Source organism: Thioclava atlantica (genome assembly GCF_000737065.1).
In the GTDB taxonomy this organism is placed as follows: Bacteria; Pseudomonadota; Alphaproteobacteria; order Rhodobacterales; family Rhodobacteraceae; genus Thioclava; species Thioclava atlantica.
Genome location: NZ_AQRC01000005.1, coordinates 15679 through 32302, shown reverse-complemented (window position 1 = coordinate 32302; position 16624 = coordinate 15679). Strand labels below are relative to the sequence as shown.

The window sequence follows — 16624 nt, the reverse complement described above, 5'->3', positions numbered from 1 at the left end:
TGCCGGCATGGGCCGTCTCGCGCGTCAGGGGCGGTGAGATCAGGCCGTCGTCGTGGGTTTTTGCCGAAGTGGCACGGGATTGCCCTTCCGGTACCAGGGAGATTTGGGGATGTCGTTTTACTACCGCTGCAATCACAACCCGGATGCCAAGGACGATACCGCAACCGCGACCTACAATTCGTCGCTCGTCATCAATGTGCTGGCGAACGATACGGATTACGACAAATACGACACGCTGTCGGTGATCCACGCCTCCGATCCCGCGCATGGCTCGGTGACGGTCAATTCCGACGGCACGGTGACCTACACGCCCGATCCGGGATATTCGGGCTCCGACAGCTTCACCTACAAGATCTCCGACGGTCATGGCGGCTACGATACCGCGACGGTGCATGTCACGGTCGAGGAGCCGCAAGGCGACGGCATCGTGCAGGGCACCTCGGGCGACGACCTGATCGACGTCCATTACACGGGCGACCCGCAGGGCGACATGGTCGATCACCACGATGCCATCCTGCCGGGGCAGGTCGGCAATGACGACATCATCCTGGCCGGGGACGGCAACGACACGGTGATGGCGGGCGCGGGCAATGACTCTGTCGAGGGCGGAAACGGCGACGACCTGATCTATGGCAATGGCGGCTCGGATACGCTGATCGGCGGCGCCGGGGCAGACACGATCTACGGTGATGGCGATACCGGCAGCGGACCGGCCTCCGATCCGGTGTCGCAGACCGTGGATTGGGGCAATTTCAGCCAGGATTGCGGCCGGGTGGGCGATCAGACCGTCGACATGGGCGACACCAAGGTCAGCTTCGACTTCAATGCGCAAGATCACGGGGCGTCGGCGAAATTCGTCAGCTCGACGCAATATGTCGCGCCGGGTGAGAGCTATGACAGCCATTCCGCGCTCGAGCTTTACGGCTGCGGCGGCGAGGGCGGGATCGATCCGACCTCGACCACCACGCTGAACTTCTCCTCGGACAATCCGGACTATACCGGCGAGGTGCAGAACCTCTCGTTCCGGATCAACGATCTCGACCGTTCCGACAGCTGCGACGATCACGTCGATGTCGTGACGCTCTCGGCCGTCGATGCCGAGGGCAATCCGGTCGCGATCAAGCTCACGCCTTCGGGCCACCAGACGGTGGTCGACAATGGCGACGGCACCTACACGATCACCGGAGGCGATCAGGATACCGGGTCGCTGGGCGAGGATGACGCCGTGGGCTCGGTCCTCGTCGAGATCGTCGACCCGACCGCGCAGCTGACGATCGGATATTCCAACGGCGGCTCGACCGATCAGAAGATCTCGATCACCGACATGCATTGCGAGACCGTTCCGGTCGAGGACGGCACCGGCGAGCCGGGCAATGACGACCTGCAGGGCGGCGCGGGCGACGACGTTCTCTACGGCCAGGAAGGCAATGACACGCTGCATGGGGGCGATGGCAACGACTCGCTCTTCGGCGGTGCGGGCGACGACTCGCTCTCGGGCGGCAATGGCAACGACACGCTGCACGGGGGCGACGGCAACGATACGCTCGATGCCGGCCAGGACAGCGACGCGCTCTATGGCGACGCGGGCGACGATCTGCTGCTCGGCGGCCCGCGCGAGGACACGCTCGATGGCGGGGCCGGCAATGACACGATCCTGGGCGGCAATGCCGCGGATACGATCGAGGGCGGCGCGGGCAACGACTCGCTCGAAGGCAACGACGGCAACGATCTCATCCATGCGGGCACGGGCGCGGATATCGTCATGGGCGGCGCGGGCAATGACGTGATCTTCGGCGAAGACGGCGCCGACCGGATCGACGGCGGGGCCGGGGCCGACACGCTGATGGGCGGGGAGGGGAGCGACAGCGTCTTCGGCGGCGATGACCGCGACCTCTTCCTCGTGGATGCGCCCGAGAACGGCATGGGCGACACGCTCGATGGTGGCGAGGGCGGCGATGATTTCGACACGCTCGATCTGCGCGGCGCGGGTCCGCTCCAGGTCAATTCGACGGTCACCGATTACGATCCGGTGACCGGGGTCTCGACCTATGCGGGCACGGTGAATTTCCTCGACGGCGAGGGCCATGTCACCGGTTCGCTCGAATTCTCGAACATGGAGCAGGTCATTCCCTGTTTCACGCCCGGCACGCGGATCGCGACGCCGCGCGGCGAGGTGGCGGTCGAGGATCTGCGCGAGGGCGACAAGGTCCTCACCCGCGACAACGGCATCCAGGAGATCCGCTGGGCGGGCCGGGCCGACATGACGCGCGACGAGCTCGAGGCGGCACCGCATCTCAAGCCGGTGCTGATCCGGGCAGGGAGCCTCGGCAACGGGCTGCCCGAGCGCGACATGCTGGTCTCGCCCAACCACCGGATGCTGGTCACGAACGACAAGACTGCGCTCTATTTCGAGGAGCACGAGGTGCTCGTCGCGGCCAAGCATCTCGTCGGCGCTGCCGGGGTGCGCAGGGCCGAGACGCTGGGCACGAGCTACCTGCATTTCATGTTCGACCGCCATGAGGTCGTGCTCGCGAACGGCGCCTGGACCGAGAGCTTCCAGCCCGGCGATCAGAGTCTCGGCGGCATGGGCAATGCGCAGCGTCAGGAGATCTTGGAGCTCTTCCCGGAGCTCGGGACCGCGACCGGCCGCGCGGGCTATCACGCCGCACGCAAGACGCTGAAGAAGCACGAAGCGGTGGTTCTGCTGCGCGGCTGACACGAGGGGGGCGCGCCCCGGGAGCTCACGGGGCGGGTGCGGGGCTGGCAATCAAGTTGCTGGCCCCGTAACAATGTCGGGACTTCGAAACGCCGAGCCGCGACAAAAAAGACCGGGCGCGAGGCCCGGCCGAAGTGACGATCCGCTCAGGGGAATGTGCGGATCGCCCGCGTCACAGGAAGCGGCGCATTTCGCTCCGGGCCATCGCCTCGGAAATTCCGATATCGTCGAGCAGCCTTGGGTCCAGCTTCGCCAGCGCGGCACGCGACCGGCGGGTCGCGAGGACGCGCGCGACGCGCGCGATCAAGCCGGGCGCGGCGAGACGGGCGGTGGCGGGGCGGGTCCGCGACAGGGTGAACATGGCTGTGCCTTTCTGTATTGATACAAATGTGCGATCTCTGGTAGGCAAGGGATACAATGCCCACAATCACCCAACCAGAGAAATATTGTGACTGACACAAGCTGGACCCCGGACCTCGCCCCGCAAAGCGGCCCGAAATATCTCGCACTGGTGCGCGCGCTGCGCGAAGGCATCCGTCGCGGGGACCTTGTTCCGGGCACAAAACTCCCCACTGTCAGGGACTTGGCGTGGAAATTGGGGGTGACGCCCGGCACGGTCGCGCGGGGCTACCAAATCGCCACCCAGGAGGGGCTTCTCGAGGCGCAGGTGGGGCGGGGCACCTTTGTATCGACACAAACGCGGCGGATGGGGCCGACCGAGACGCTTTACCCCTTGCCGATGCGCGATCCAGAGCTTGATGACGGGGTGGTCGATCTGCGTTCGCCGCAACTTCCCGATATCGGGCAGACTGCGGCGCTGGCGCGGGCGATGGCCGAGGCCGCGAAGGATATCGACATGCATTACCTCGAATATCCGGGGCTCAAGCGTGACGAATATTGCCGCAAGGCCGCGCTGGTCTGGTTCTCGGAATATACCGATTTCGACGGGATCACCGCGGATGATCTCGTGCTCACCCATGGCGGGCAGAACGGCATCAACGTGGTGCTGCAATGCTGCCTGCGCGGCGAGCGCCCCGTGGTCTATGCCGAGGAACTGGCCTATCCGGGCTTTCGCCATGCCGCGCGGCTCAACCGGGCCGAGATCCGCGGCGTGACGATCGACGAGGAGGGGATGGTGCCCGAGGCGCTCGAGGCGGCCTGCCGGCGTCATGGCGGGCAGGTCGTGTGCATCACGCCCGATGCCCAGAACCCCACCGCGGGCCGGATGTCGCGTGCGCGGCGCGAGGCGATCGTCGCGGTGGCGCGTCGGCACGATCTGCAGATCATCGAGGATGACTGCTACACCGCGCCGGTCTCGGGCCTGCCGAGCCTGCGCGCGCTCGCCCCGGAACGCTGCTGGCATATCACCTCGCTGTCGAAATCGATCTCGGCGGGGATGCGGTTCGGGATCGTGGTCGCGCCCGAGGGCATGGGCGAGGCTGGCCGGCTGACCGCGCAGCACAGCTATTTCGGCGTCTCTCGGCCGGTCACCGATATCATGTTCCGGCTCTTCGAGAGCGGCGAGGCGCTCGATCTCAAACATCGCGCGCAGGCGGTGATGGGGCGGAGGTTGCAGATGCTGCTGCAAAGCCTCGGCGATCAGAAGCTTGGCTGGCAGCCGGGGCTGAGCTTCGTCTGGCTCACCCTGCCGCTGGGCTGGCGCGGCTCCACCTTCAAGGGCATGGCCGAGGCCGAAGGGGTGCTCCTGCGCGCGAGCGATGAATACGCGCTGCAAGACGGGCAGGCCCCGAACGCGGTGCGCATCGCGCTTGCGGGCGGCGTGCCCGAAGAGCGCTTCCGGCAGGCGATCGAGCGTCTCAAGCGCCTTCTCGAGCGGATGCCCGACGACCTCCCGGTCTGACTGCACAAATTCGCGGCATTTGCCCGAAACCCGCGCGCGCAACATCGCGTCCCCTCTTTTCTCGACTGCGGGCATGTGCTTTCGTGGCGCGACGGCGCCCGCCAAGAGGCGCTTTGAGGGAGATCCGCATGGCGGCAAAAGGTGAGAGCTGGACGCGCAGCGAGGCCGCGCAGGGATATGCGCTGATCGCTCCGCCCGCGATCTATGCCGTGCTTTTGCTGGCCGCGCCGCTCGCGACGATCCTGGCCTATTCCTTCTTCAAGGACGGCTACCTGACGGTGATTCACGAATTCACCGTGCAGAATTACATCGCGACCTGGTCCGATCCGATCTTCCGGGTGATTCTGGTCCGTTCGCTCTTCGTGGCGGGGCTGGTGACGCTCGCCACCGTCGCGCTGGCCTTCCCGATCGCCTATTTCCTGAGCTTCGGGCTGGAGCCCTCGAAGAAAGCGCGCTGGATCTTGCTGATCACGATCCCGTTCTGGACCTCCTATCTGATCCGCGTGTTCCTGTGGAAGGTGATCCTCGGCTATAACGGCGTGGTCAATTCGGCTCTCGAGAGTCTGGGCATCATCGGCCCGAACGGGCTGATCGCCGATCCGCTGCAGATGCTCAATTCGGTCGGGGCGATCACACTCACGCTCGCCCATGCCTATGCGCCTTTCGCGATCCTGCCGATCTTCGTCAGCCTCGAGAAGATCGACCGCTCGCTGCTGGAAGCGGGTCAGGACCTCGGCGAGAGCCGCTGGCGCACCTTCCTGCGCGTGACGCTGCCGCTCGCGATGCCCGGGGTGGTCGCCGCGACCCTGATCGTCTTCATCCCGACGGTGGGCGACTATGTCACGCCCGAGCTGATCGGCGGCGGCAAGATCCCGATGGTGGCGAACCTGATCCAGGCGCAGATGCTGCCGCTCGACAACCGACCGCTCGGTTCGGCCATCGCGGTCAGTTCGCTCCTCGTCGTCGGCGCGCTCGCGCTGCTCTTCCTCTGGCTCAACCGCCGCTTCCTCAAGGCCGGAAAGTGAGGCGCGCATGAAATTCCCGCCACTCAAGATCTATGCGCTGGCCTATCTGCTGTTCCTGTATGCGCCGATCCTGCTGCTGCCGCTCTTTGCCTTCAATGACGGCACGATCATCGCCTTCCCGCTCAAGGGTTTCACCACCGGCTGGTTCGCGAAGATGGCCGAGAACGACACGCTGCGCCATGCGCTCTCGAACTCGCTGATCATCGCGCTGACCTCCTCGGCCGGCGCCACCATCCTCGCCGTCTTCGCAGCGCGCGCCTCGACCCGCTACAGGTTCCGGGCGAAGGGCTCGATCATGGGGCTGATCATGCTGCCGATGGTGCTGCCCGATATCCTGATGGGGATGTCGCTCCTGCTGGTCATGCTCGAGGTGCTGCGCGTGAACCTCTCGATCGGCACGGTGATCCTCGGCCATGTCATCATCTCGCTTCCCTATGCGATTGCGGTGCTGCAGACCGCCTTCGCGACGCTCGACCAATCGCTCGAGGAGGCCGCGGTCGATCTTGGCGAGACCCGGATCGGGACCTTCCGGCTGATCGTGCTGCCGCTGGTGATGCCCGGCATCATCTCGGCCTTCCTGATCTCCTTCACGATCTCGCTCGACGAGTTCATCGTGGCCTTCTTCCTCGCGGGCAACCAGCCCACGCTGCCCACCTACATCTTTTCGCAGCTGCGCTTTCCCAGCTCGATCCCGGTCATCATGGCGCTCGGTACCTGCCTCGTCGCGGCCTCGATCGTGCTCCTGAGCGTGGCCGAATTCTTCCGCCGCCGCGGTTTGAAGCGGACCGGCGCCAAGGATACCGGAGGTTTCCTGTGACGACCCAGCCGATGATCGCCTTCCGCGAAGTGCACAAATATTACGGCGATTACCATGCGCTGCGCGGTATCACGGCCGAGATCCGCCCGGGCGAGTTCTTCTCGCTGCTCGGACCGTCGGGCTGCGGCAAGACCACGCTGTTGCGCACCATCGCGGGCTTCGAGGACATCTCCTCGGGCGCGGTGCTGATCGACGGGCGCGACATGGCGGGCGTGCCCGCGAACAAGCGCCCGACCAACATGGTCTTCCAGTCCTACGCGATCTTCCCGCATCTGAGCGTCGCGCAGAACGTGGGCTTCGGGCTGCGCCGCGACACCCGCTCGAAAGGCGAGAAGGCCAAGCTCGTCGAGGAAGCGCTCGAGATGGTCGGGCTCAAGGGCTATGGCGCGCGCGCCGCCCATGCGCTCTCGGGCGGTCAGCGCCAGCGCGTCGCGCTTGCCCGCGCGCTCATCCTCAAGCCCAAGGTGCTGCTCCTCGACGAGCCGCTCTCCGCGCTCGATCGCAAGATCCGCGAGCAGATGCAGGTCGAACTGATCAAGCTGCAGCGCGAGGTGGGAATCACCTTCGTCCTCGTCACCCATGACCAGGAAGAGGCGCTGGTGATGTCGGACCGGATCGCGGTGATGTTCGAGGGCGAGATCGCCCAGCTCGCCGATCCCGAGACGCTCTACCGCCGCCCCAATTCGCGCCGCGTGGCCGATTTCATCGGCGTGATGAACTTCCTGCCCGCGACGGTGACCGGCGAGCGGGGCGACACGATCACCGCCGAGGTGGCCGGGCTCGGCGCGCTCGAGGTCGCCCGGTCCCAGGTCTCGCTCGCCCCCGCGGGCGACCAGGCCGCGGTGGGGTTCCGTCCCGAAACGCTCACCCTTCTCTACGAAGGCCAGCAGGCGGGCGACCGCGAGGCACAGGGCGTGATCGACGAGGTCGTCTATTACGGCGACATGACCTATTACGACGTGCGGCTCGACGGGATGGAGCGCCCGGTGCGGATCTCGATGCGCAACGTCTTCGGCCGCCCCGTTCTCGATGTCGGCACCCGCACCCGCGTCGCCTGGTCGCCCGGCGCGCTGGTCCTGTTCCGCTGACCCCGGGGGCAGGGGGCGCTGCCCCCTCTGGCTTCGCCATTCACCCCCGGGATATTTTCGTCAGGAGGAAGCGGTATTTCCATTCAATCCCAGATATCGCTGCCGGGGGCGCCTTGCGCATGACGCAAAAGACACGGGCCGGCCGGGTGCGCACGCTTCCCATTTGACCCCTCCCGGAAAGGCGGCCTAGATAGGGGCCAAGACAGGGCGCGGAGTTTTTGCCATGAAGGTCATCATCTGCGGCGGCGGTCAGGTCGGGTGGCAGATCGCGCGGCATCTCGCGGGCGAGCGCAACGATGTGACGGTGGTCGATTCGAACCCCGATCTGGTGCGGCGCGCCGCCGATACGCTCGACGTTCAGGGCGTGGTGGGATTCGCCTCGCATCCCGACGTGCTCGAGCAGGCGGGCGCGCGCGATTGCGACCTGATGATCGCGGCAACCCATTCGGACGAGGTGAACATGGTGACCTGCCAGGTCGCCATGTCGGTCTTCGGGATCACCCGCAAGATCGCGCGGATCCGGGCGCAGAGCTACCTGCTGCCGGAATATTCCGATCTCTATCGCCGCGATCACCTGCCGATCGACGTGGTGATCAGCCCCGAACGCGAGGTCGCGGAAGCCGCGCTGCAGCGGCTTGCCGCCCCCTCGACCTTCGACACGGAGAGCTTTCTCGACGGCAAGCTGCAGCTTCTCGGGATCGAACTCGACGCGGAATGCCCGGTGCTCGAGACGCCGCTGCGCCAGCTCACCGATCTTTTCTCGACCCTGCGCGCGCTGGTGGTGGGGATCCGGCGCGAGGGGCGGCTTTTCGCCCCCGAGCCGGGCGATCAGCTTTTCGCGGGCGACCAGATCTATGTCTTCGCGGTCACCGGCGACGTGGATCGCACTCTCGACATCTTCGGCAAATCCACCCGCAAGCAGGAGCGCATCGTCATCATCGGCGGCGGCAATGTCGGGCTCGGGGTGGCGCGCGCGCTCGAGGCCCGCACCGACCGGATCCGCGCCAAGATCATCGAGCGCAACCGCTCGCAGGCCGAACGCGCGGCCGATGCGCTCGACCGCACGATCGTGCTCAATGGCGACGGAATGAGCGCCGAGCTGCTCGCGGAGGCCAATATCGAGGGCGCCGATGCGGTTCTGGCCGTCACCGACGACGACAAGACCAACATCCTCGTCTCGGTGCGCGCCAAGCAGGCGGGCTGCCGGATGGCGATCTGCCTGATCAACGACCCGACGCTCGCGCCGCTCCTGAGCGCGCTCGATATCGACGCCTATATCAATCCGCGCGCGACCACGGTGTCCTCGATCCTGCGCCATATCCGGCACGGGCGGGTGCGCGCGATCTATTCGATCGGCGATGCCGAGGCCGAGGTGATCGAGGCGCAGGTGATGGGCACCTCGCCGATGTCGGGCAAGGCGGTGCGCGAGGTCGAGTTCCCCGAGGGCGTGCTGATCGGGGCGATCCGCAAGGGCGACCAGATCGTCAAGCCCACCGGCAATACCCGGATCGAGGAGGGCGATATCGTCGTGCTCTTCGCCCTCACCAGCGATGTGCCGGAGGTCGAGCGGCTCCTGCAGGTCTCGATCGACTTCTTCTGAGGCGCGGGAGCGATGGAACGCGTCATCAAGGCCCTGCCGCTGCCAATCCTGCTGATGGGCGCCTCGTCGCTCGCGATGTATGTGCCGGCGATCCATGCGCTCGTGACGCATCATCACCATGTGGCGCGGGCGTTCTTCTATTCCGGCACGCTGTTTCTCTTCGGCACCGCGCTGATCGCGCTGGCCAATGCCGCGAACCCGCGCGCGCGGCGGGCAGGGCGCGCGAGCCTGTTGACGATGCTCGCGGCCTTCACGCTGCTGCCGGTGATGTTCGCGGTGCCCTTCGATATCGCGGTGCCCGATACGAGTTTCTTCAACAGCTGGTGGGAGATGGTCTCCTCCTTCACCACGACGGGGGGCACGCTCTACGACCCGGGGCGGCTGATCGGCTCGCTGCATCTGTGGCGCGGGCTGGTGGCCTGGCTGGGCGGGTTCTTCATCCTGGTGATGGCGATCGCGGTACTCGCGCCGATGCGCCTGGGCGGCTTCGAGGTGTTCTTCTCGGGCGGCCCCTCGGGCGCGCCGAGCTCGGCCGCCCCCGCCGCCGATGGCGGGGCCGAGACCTCCGAGCGCATCGCCCATTACGCGGTGACGATCGCGCCGATCTATGCCGGGCTCACGCTGCTCTTGTGGGTGGCGCTCCTGATGGCGGGCGACCGCCCACTGACCGCACTGATCCACGCGATGTCGACGCTCTCGACCTCCGGCATCTCGCCGGTGGGCGGGATGATCGGCGCGCGCTCGGGGCTTGCGGGCGAGGTGCTGATCTTCGTTTTCTTCCTGCCCGCGCTCTCGCGCAGGCTCTGGCCGGGCGGCGGCGAGCTGCGTGCCTCCGACCGGATCGGCAACGATCCCGAATTGCGGCTGGCCGCGGCGCTGGTGGTCATCGTTCCGGTCTTCCTGTTCCTGCGCCACTGGATCGCGGCGCTCGAGGTGCGCATGCCCGCCCATCTCGACGCGATCGTGAAATCGATCTGGGGCTCGCTCTTCACCTCGCTGTCCTTCCTCACCACGACCGGCTTCGAATCGACCGCCTGGCACGATGCGCGCGACTGGTCGGGGCTGGGCACGCCGGGGCTGATCCTCGCGGGGCTCGCGATCATCGGCGGGGGCGTCGCGACGACGGCAGGCGGCGTGCGGCTCTTGCGGGTCTATGCGCTGCTGCGTCACGGCGAGCGCGAACTCGACAAGCTGATCTATCCCAGTTCGATCGCGGGGGGCGGGTCGATGGCGCGCCGGCTGCGCCGCGAGGGGGCCTATATCAGCTGGATATTCTTCATGCTCTTCGCGATCTCGATCGCCGGGGTGATGATGGCGGTGTCGCTGTTCGGGCTGAGCTTCGAGCCGGCGACCATCCTGACCATCGCGGCGCTCTCCAATACCGGGCCGCTGGCGGGAATCGCGGCCGACGTTCCGCTCAGCTGGGCCCATCTGAGCGAGCCGATCAAGGCGATCTTCGCCTTCGCGATGGTGCTTGGCCGGCTCGAGACCTTGGCCATCATCGCGCTCTTCAACCCCGAATTCTGGCGGTCCTGAACCTGCCCCTGGGTGAGCAAAAACCGGCCCGTGGCGTAACAAACTGTTTTTTGGGCTGGAATCTCCCGCGCTGCGCTGCATACTTGACACAAGGGGCAGATCAACGGGGCTGCCCGAAGGACATAAAGTTAAGGGCAAGAATATAATGGCTGGCGATAAACAGAACCTGCAGGACGCATTTCTCAATCATGTGCGCAAGACAAAGGTTCCCGTCACGATTTTCCTGATCAACGGGGTGAAGCTGCAAGGCGTGATCACCTGGTTCGACAACTTCTGTGTGTTGCTCCGCCGCGACGGCCAGTCGCAGCTGGTCTACAAGCACGCGATCTCGACGATCATGCCGGGGCAGCCGATTTCGCTCTATGAAGGCGACGACTGAGCGTCCCCGCCTTGAGCGAAACGACATCCACTGAAACGCCCGAAACGCGGGCCTATGTGATCCATCCCGACATCCCGTCGCGCGAGGGCCAGAGGCACTTGCCCGAATTTGCGCTGGCCGAGGCGGTCTCGCTCGCCGGGGCCTTGCCGCATCTGCAGGTCGTGGGGTCCGAGATCGCGAAGCTCAGGAAACCCGAGCCCGGTCATCTCTTCGGCTCGGGCAAGCTCGCGGAAATCAAGGACCGGCTCGAGGCGGCCGAGGTCGATCTGGTTCTGGTGGACGGGCCGGTGACGCCCGTGCAGCAGCGCAATCTCGAGAAGGCATGGGGGGTGAAACTCCTCGACCGGACCGGGCTGATCCTCGAGATCTTCGCCGATCGCGCCCGCACCCGCGAAGGCGTGCTGCAGGTCGAACTGGCGGCGCTGAGCTATCAGCGGACCCGGCTCGTGCGCGCCTGGACCCACCTCGAACGCCAGCGCGGCGGGCTCGGTTTCGTGGGCGGGCCCGGCGAGACCCAGATCGAAGCCGACCGCCGCGCCATCGACGAGCAGATCGTGCGCCTGCGCCGCCAGCTCGCCAAGGTGGTGAAGACGCGCGAGCTGCACCGCGCCGCGCGCCGCAAGGTGCCGTTCCCGATCGTGGCGCTGGTGGGCTATACCAATGCGGGCAAATCGACGCTCTTCAACCGGGTGACCGGGGCCGAGGTCCTGGCCAAGGACATGCTGTTCGCGACGCTCGATCCGACGATGCGGGGGCTGGAGCTGCCCTCGGGCCGCAAGGTGATCCTGTCCGATACGGTGGGGTTCATCTCCGACCTGCCCACCCAGCTCGTCGCGGCCTTCCGCGCGACCCTCGAAGAGGTGCTCGAGGCCGATCTGATCTTGCATGTGCGCGACATCTCGCATCCCGAGACCGAGGAGCAGGCGCAGGATGTGAACGACATCCTCGGCAAGCTCGGGGTCGCGAAGGACGTGCCGCTGATCGAGGTCTGGAACAAGATGGACCTGGTCCCGCCCGAGCCGCGCCGCGCGCTCTCGGTGCAAGAGGCGCGCGAGCCCGATCTGCAGGCGATCTCGGCGCTCACCGGCGAAGGGGTCGCGGCGCTTCTCGCGGCCGTCGACGAGAAACTCGCGGAAGAGCGCTTCCACGAAGAGATCGCGCTGCCCTTCGCCGAGGGCCGCAAGCGCGCCTGGCTCCACGAGCAGAACGTGGTGCGCGCCGAGCACCAGACCGAAGAGGGCTGGCGCTTCGATGTCGAGTGGACGGGCGCGCAGCGCAGCCGCTTTCGCAACCTGTGAGATCGGCCTGAAGGGGGCGCTGCCCCCTCTGGCTTCGCCATTCATCCCCGGGATATTTGGATCAAGAGGAAGCACATCCGCTTCACCTGGAGTGAAATACCCCGGGGGAGACCGCGAAGCGGGCGGGGGCAGAGCCCCCACCTTTCTCAGCGTTCGAGCCAGGCCGCGCCGTTGGGACCAAGCGTGAGCCTGCCGTCGTCGAGCGATGCGGCGAGGCAGGGGCCGGTCAGCGTGCCCCCGGGCGCGTCGATCGTCACCGGGGCGGGGCCGAGATTGAACAGGCAGGTGAGGCGGGTCTCGCCCTCGATCCGGTCGAAGCCGAGGATCGGCTCGGGCAGATCGAGGAATTCCGAACGGCCGCTGCGCAGGAGCGGGGTGTCCTTGCGGAAGGCCAGGACGCGGCGGTAATGGGCGAGGACGGAGGTCTCGTCCGGCTCCTGCAGGGCGACCGCACGGGCCGCCTGCTCGGGCTTCACCGGCAGCCAGGGTTTGACGCTCGAGAAGCCGGCATTGGCGCCGTCATCCCAGACCATCGGCGTGCGGCAGCCGTCGCGCCCCTTGTTCTCGGGCCAGAAGCGCAGACCGGGCGGGTCGGTGAGTTCGTGATATTCGAGTCCGGTCTCGGTCTGGCCGAGTTCCTCGCCCTGATAGATCCCGATCGTGCCCTGGAACGAGGCCAGCATCGAGATCACCAGTTTCGCGATCGCGTCGGGCGCGCCGTATTTCGCCCAGCGGGTGACATGGCGCTGCACGTCGTGGTTCGAGAAGGACCAGGAGGGCCAGCCGTCGGGCGCGCCTTCGAAGAAGCCCTCGATGCGCGAGCGGAAATGCGCGGGCGTGAATTTCGGCCCGAGCATGTCGAAGCTGTAGGCCATGTGGAGCCGGTCCTGCCCCGCGGTATAGGCGGCCATGATCCCGAGCGCGCGATGCGGCGCCTCGCCCACTTCGCCGATCAGCGTGCGGTCCTCGTACCGGTCGAGCAGCCCCCGCATCCGTTTCAGGAAGTCGAGGTTCTCGGGGCGGTTCTTGTCGAACTCGTGATCTTGCATGTCATAGGTCGAGATCGGCGGCCAGCGGTCGGGATCGGGCGTCATCGCCGGATTGTCGCGCAACGCGCGGTCGTGGAAATAGTAGTTCACCGTGTCGAGCCGGAACCCGTCCACGCCGCGATCGAGCCAGAACCGGAGCACGTCGAGCAATTCGTCCTGCACCTCCGGATTGTGCAGGTTCAGGTCGGGCTGCTCGATCAGGAAATTGTGCAGGTAATACTGGCCGCGCTCGGGCGCCCACTCCCAGGCCGAACCGCCGAAGACGGCTTGCCAGTTATTGGGGGGCGAGCCGTCGGGTTTCGGGTCGGCCCAGACATACCAGTCCTTCTTCGCGCCGCCTTTCTTCGCCTCCTTGAACCACGGGTGCTGGTCGGAACTATGCGAGATCACCTGGTCGATGATCACCTTCAGCCCCAGCGAATGGGCCTTCGCGACGAGAGCGTCGAAATCCGCGAGCGTGCCGAATTGCGGGTCGATGTCGCGGTAATCCGAGACGTCGTAGCCCATATCCGCCATCGGCGAAGTGAAGATCGGGCTCAGCCAGATCGCATCCACCCCCAGCGAGGCGACATGATCGAGCCGCCGGGTGATCCCCTCGAGATCGCCGATCCCGTCGCCCGAGTCGTCCTGAAAGCTGCGCGGGTAGATCTGGTAGATCACCGCTCCGCGCCACCAATCCTTGCTCATTGCGAAGTCCTCACGAATTTTCATATTGCCTGTTCTCGCGGCAAGCATAGGTTTGTTAGCGCAATCAGCAACGGGGGAGCGGCGCTTTTTCGCCCTTCGCTTGACCTTGCCCGGGGCGCGCCCCATCAATCAATCGTTATGAGGCGAGTCCGGAGACCTTCCGCGTGAAAGACACCCAACGCCCCACCGCCGAGAGCCTGCGCGACGAGATCCTGCACCATATCACCTATTCGATGGGCAAGGATCCGGAGCATGCCTCGGTCTATGACTGGCGCATGGCGCTCAGCCTCGCGATCCGTGACCGTGTCGTGGCGCCCTGGTTCGCCGCGACGCGCCGCACCTGGGAAGAGGGACGCAAGCGGGTCTATTACCTGTCGATGGAATTCCTGATCGGACGGATGCTCGAGGATGCAGCGATCAATCTTGGGATCCGGGCGATATGCCGCGAAGCGATCGAGGGGCTGGGGCTCGACTGGGAGAAGGTCGTCGAGAACGAACCCGACGCCGCGCTCGGCAATGGCGGGCTGGGCCGGCTCGCGGCGTGCTACATGGAGAGCATGGCGACCCTGGGCTGTCCGGGCTACGGCTACGGCATCCGCTACGAGCACGGGCTTTTCAAGCAGCGCTTCGAGGGCGGGCGGCAGGTCGAGACGCCAGAGGACTGGCTCAAGCAGAGCCACCCCTGGGAGTTCGAGCGCCCCGAAGCGGCCTACGAGATCGGCTTCAAGGGCCATGTCGAGACGCGCGACGGCAAACCGCACTGGGTCCCTGCCGAGACCGTCCTCGCCGAGGCCTTCGACATGCCGGTGATCGGCTGGGAAGGGAAATGGGCCAATACGCTGCGGCTCTGGGCCGCCAAGCCCACCGAGCTTTTCGATCTCGAGCGGTTCAATCACGGCGACTACGCCGCCGCGGCCGAACCCGAGGCGCTGGCGCGGACCCTGAGCCGCGTGCTCTACCCCGACGACACCACATTCGCGGGCAAGGAGCTGCGGCTCAAGCAGGAGTATTTCCTCACCGCCGCGGCGCTTCAGGACATCATCCGGCGCCATCTCGCGGCCGGGCTCGCGCTCGTCGATCTGCCCGATCACGTCGCGATCCAGATGAACGACACCCATCCCGCGATCGCGGGGCCGGAGCTGATCCGGATCCTCACCGATCTGCACGGGATGGAGTTCGAACAGGCCATCGACATCGCGCTGCAATGCCTGGGCTACACCAACCACACGCTGCTGCCCGAGGCGCTCGAACGCTGGGCGACCTATCTGATCGGCACGGTGCTGCCGCGCCACATGCAGATCATCGAGCAGATCGACGCCTGGCACCTGAAGATGAACCCGAAGCGCCCGCACTACGTCGGCATCGTGAAGCATCAGGAAGTGCGGATGGGCGAGCTGGCCTTCATCACCTCGCACAAGGTCAACGGGGTCTCGGCGCTCCATACCGAGCTGATCAAGCGAAATCTCTTTCCCGAGCTCGACAAGCTCCATCCCGGCCGGATCATCAACCAGACCAACGGGATCACCCCGCGGCGCTGGCTGCGCATGGCGAACCCGGCGCTCTCGCATCTCATCATCGACACGATCGGGGAAGGCTGGGAGGCCGATCTCGACCGGCTGCTCGCGCTTGAGCCGCATGTCGAGGATGCGGGGTTTCTCGAGGCCTTCATGGCGGCGAAGCGGCGCAACAAGGAGCATCTCGCCGAATGGATCGCGCGAACGCAGGGTATCACCGTCGATCCCGACGCGATCTTCGACATTCAGGTCAAGCGGATCCACGAATACAAGCGCCAGCTACTCAACATCCTGCAGACGATCGCCGAATGGCACGAGATCCGCGAGAACCCGCAGGCCGATTTCCAGCCGCGGGTGAAGATCTTCGGCGGCAAGGCGGCGCCCGGCTACTACACCGCCAAGCAGATCATCCGCCTGATCAACGATGTGGCGGAGGTGGTGAATAACGACCCTTACGTCGACGGGCGCCTGAAGATCGTCTACCCGCCGAATTACAACGTGAGCATGGCCGAACGGCTGATCCCGGCAGCGGATCTGTCGGAGCAGATCTCGACCGCGGGCAAGGAAGCCTCCGGCACCGGCAACATGAAATTCGCGCTCAACGGCGCGCTTACCATCGGCACGCTCGATGGCGCGAATGTCGAGATCCGCGAGCAGGTGGGAGCGGAGAACTTCTTCCTGTTCGGGATGACCGCCGACGAGGTCATCGAGCGCCGCCGCGACCCCGAACATGCACGCCACGCGATCATGGCGAGCCAGACGCTTCAGGACGTGTTGCAGATGGTGGCGGAAGGCCGGTTTTCCCCCGACGAGCCCGAACGCTATCACGACCTCGTCCATAATTGCTGGCACAGCGATTATTTCCTCGTGGCTTCCGATTTCGAGGCCTACCGCGCCGCGCAGAAAGAGGTGGACGCGGCCTTCGCCGATCGCGCAAGCTGGGCGAGGAAGGCTGCGCTCAACACCGCGCGGATGGGGTATTTTTCTTCCGACCGGGCGATCGCGGGTTACATGAAAGAGATCTGGGACACGCAATCGGCCCTCTAGAGCAAGG

At 65.9% G+C, this 16624-nt stretch carries 12 protein-coding genes; 10 read left to right on the top strand and 2 right to left on the bottom strand.

Annotation, left to right across the window (positions count from 1 at the left end; translation table 11 throughout):
- Positions 1-109 precede the first annotated feature (109 nt).
- Positions 110-2716: a Hint domain-containing protein gene (locus tag DW2_RS07705; protein WP_051855641.1), complete on the top strand. Its 2607-nt coding sequence runs from the start codon at positions 110-112 to the stop codon at positions 2714-2716.
- A gap of 172 nt (positions 2717-2888) precedes the next feature.
- Here DW2_RS07705 and DW2_RS07700 read toward each other — a convergent pair whose 3' ends face one another.
- A complete protein-coding gene (locus DW2_RS07700; protein ID WP_038145198.1) occupies positions 2889-3077 on the bottom strand; it encodes a YjiS-like domain-containing protein in 189 nt (62 codons plus the stop codon).
- 87 nt (positions 3078-3164) lie between these two features.
- Here DW2_RS07700 and DW2_RS07695 point away from each other — a divergent pair, with 87 nt between their 5' ends.
- From DW2_RS07695 to hflX, 8 genes are all read left to right on the top strand, one after another.
- Complete coding sequence (locus DW2_RS07695; protein WP_038145196.1) at positions 3165-4577, top strand: aminotransferase-like domain-containing protein; 1413 nt, start codon at positions 3165-3167, stop codon at positions 4575-4577.
- Positions 4578-4705: 128 nt separating this feature from the next.
- Positions 4706-5602, top strand: coding sequence for an ABC transporter permease (locus DW2_RS07690; protein WP_038145193.1), 897 nt, complete (start codon positions 4706-4708; stop codon positions 5600-5602).
- A gap of 7 nt (positions 5603-5609) precedes the next feature.
- Positions 5610-6419: an ABC transporter permease gene (locus DW2_RS07685; protein ID WP_038145192.1), complete on the top strand. Its 810-nt coding sequence runs from the start codon at positions 5610-5612 to the stop codon at positions 6417-6419.
- An 11-nt stretch (positions 6420-6430) separates the two neighbouring features.
- Positions 6431-7507 (top strand): ABC transporter ATP-binding protein, encoded by a 1077-nt coding sequence (locus DW2_RS07680; protein ID WP_038145417.1) that lies wholly within the window; start codon positions 6431-6433, stop codon positions 7505-7507.
- A gap of 190 nt (positions 7508-7697) precedes the next feature.
- A complete protein-coding gene (gene trkA, locus DW2_RS07675; RefSeq protein ID WP_337588238.1) occupies positions 7698-9107 on the top strand; it encodes a Trk system potassium transporter TrkA in 1410 nt (469 codons plus the stop codon).
- Between the two features lie 12 nt (positions 9108-9119).
- Positions 9120-10643, top strand: coding sequence for a TrkH family potassium uptake protein (locus DW2_RS07670; RefSeq protein WP_038145189.1), 1524 nt, complete (start codon positions 9120-9122; stop codon positions 10641-10643).
- A 145-nt stretch (positions 10644-10788) separates the two neighbouring features.
- A complete protein-coding gene (hfq, locus tag DW2_RS07665; protein ID WP_038060695.1) occupies positions 10789-11022 on the top strand; it encodes an RNA chaperone Hfq in 234 nt (77 codons plus the stop codon).
- Between the two features lie 11 nt (positions 11023-11033).
- On the top strand, positions 11034-12320 hold the full coding sequence (gene hflX / locus DW2_RS07660; protein ID WP_063137147.1) for a GTPase HflX: 1287 nt from the start codon (positions 11034-11036) through the stop codon (positions 12318-12320).
- A gap of 146 nt (positions 12321-12466) precedes the next feature.
- Here the strand turns inward: hflX and DW2_RS07655 are convergent, their stop codons facing one another.
- Positions 12467-14056, bottom strand: a complete 1590-nt coding sequence (locus DW2_RS07655) for an alpha-amylase family glycosyl hydrolase (protein ID WP_038145185.1) — start codon at positions 14054-14056, stop codon at positions 12467-12469.
- A gap of 164 nt (positions 14057-14220) precedes the next feature.
- Between DW2_RS07655 and DW2_RS07650 the strand changes: the two genes are divergently transcribed.
- On the top strand, positions 14221-16617 hold the full coding sequence (locus DW2_RS07650; protein WP_038145182.1) for a glycogen/starch/alpha-glucan phosphorylase: 2397 nt from the start codon (positions 14221-14223) through the stop codon (positions 16615-16617).
- Positions 16618-16624 lie beyond the last annotated feature (7 nt).

Bases quoted from the DNA above. Each gene is read 5' to 3' on its own strand.
- hfq (WP_038060695.1), top strand. From the start codon at position 10,789: ATGGCTGGCGATAAACAGAACCTGCAGGACGCATTTCTCAATCATGTG.
- DW2_RS07705 (WP_051855641.1), top strand. From the start codon at position 110: ATGTCGTTTTACTACCGCTGCAATCACAACCCGGATGCCAAGGACGAT.
- DW2_RS07690 (WP_038145193.1), top strand. From the start codon at position 4,706: ATGGCGGCAAAAGGTGAGAGCTGGACGCGCAGCGAGGCCGCGCAGGGA.
- DW2_RS07685 (WP_038145192.1), top strand. From the start codon at position 5,610: ATGAAATTCCCGCCACTCAAGATCTATGCGCTGGCCTATCTGCTGTTC.
- DW2_RS07670 (WP_038145189.1), top strand. From the start codon at position 9,120: ATGGAACGCGTCATCAAGGCCCTGCCGCTGCCAATCCTGCTGATGGGC.
- DW2_RS07700 (WP_038145198.1), bottom strand. From the start codon at position 3,077: ATGTTCACCCTGTCGCGGACCCGCCCCGCCACCGCCCGTCTCGCCGCG.
- DW2_RS07655 (WP_038145185.1), bottom strand. From the start codon at position 14,056: ATGAGCAAGGATTGGTGGCGCGGAGCGGTGATCTACCAGATCTACCCG.
- DW2_RS07680 (WP_038145417.1), top strand. From the start codon at position 6,431: ATGATCGCCTTCCGCGAAGTGCACAAATATTACGGCGATTACCATGCG.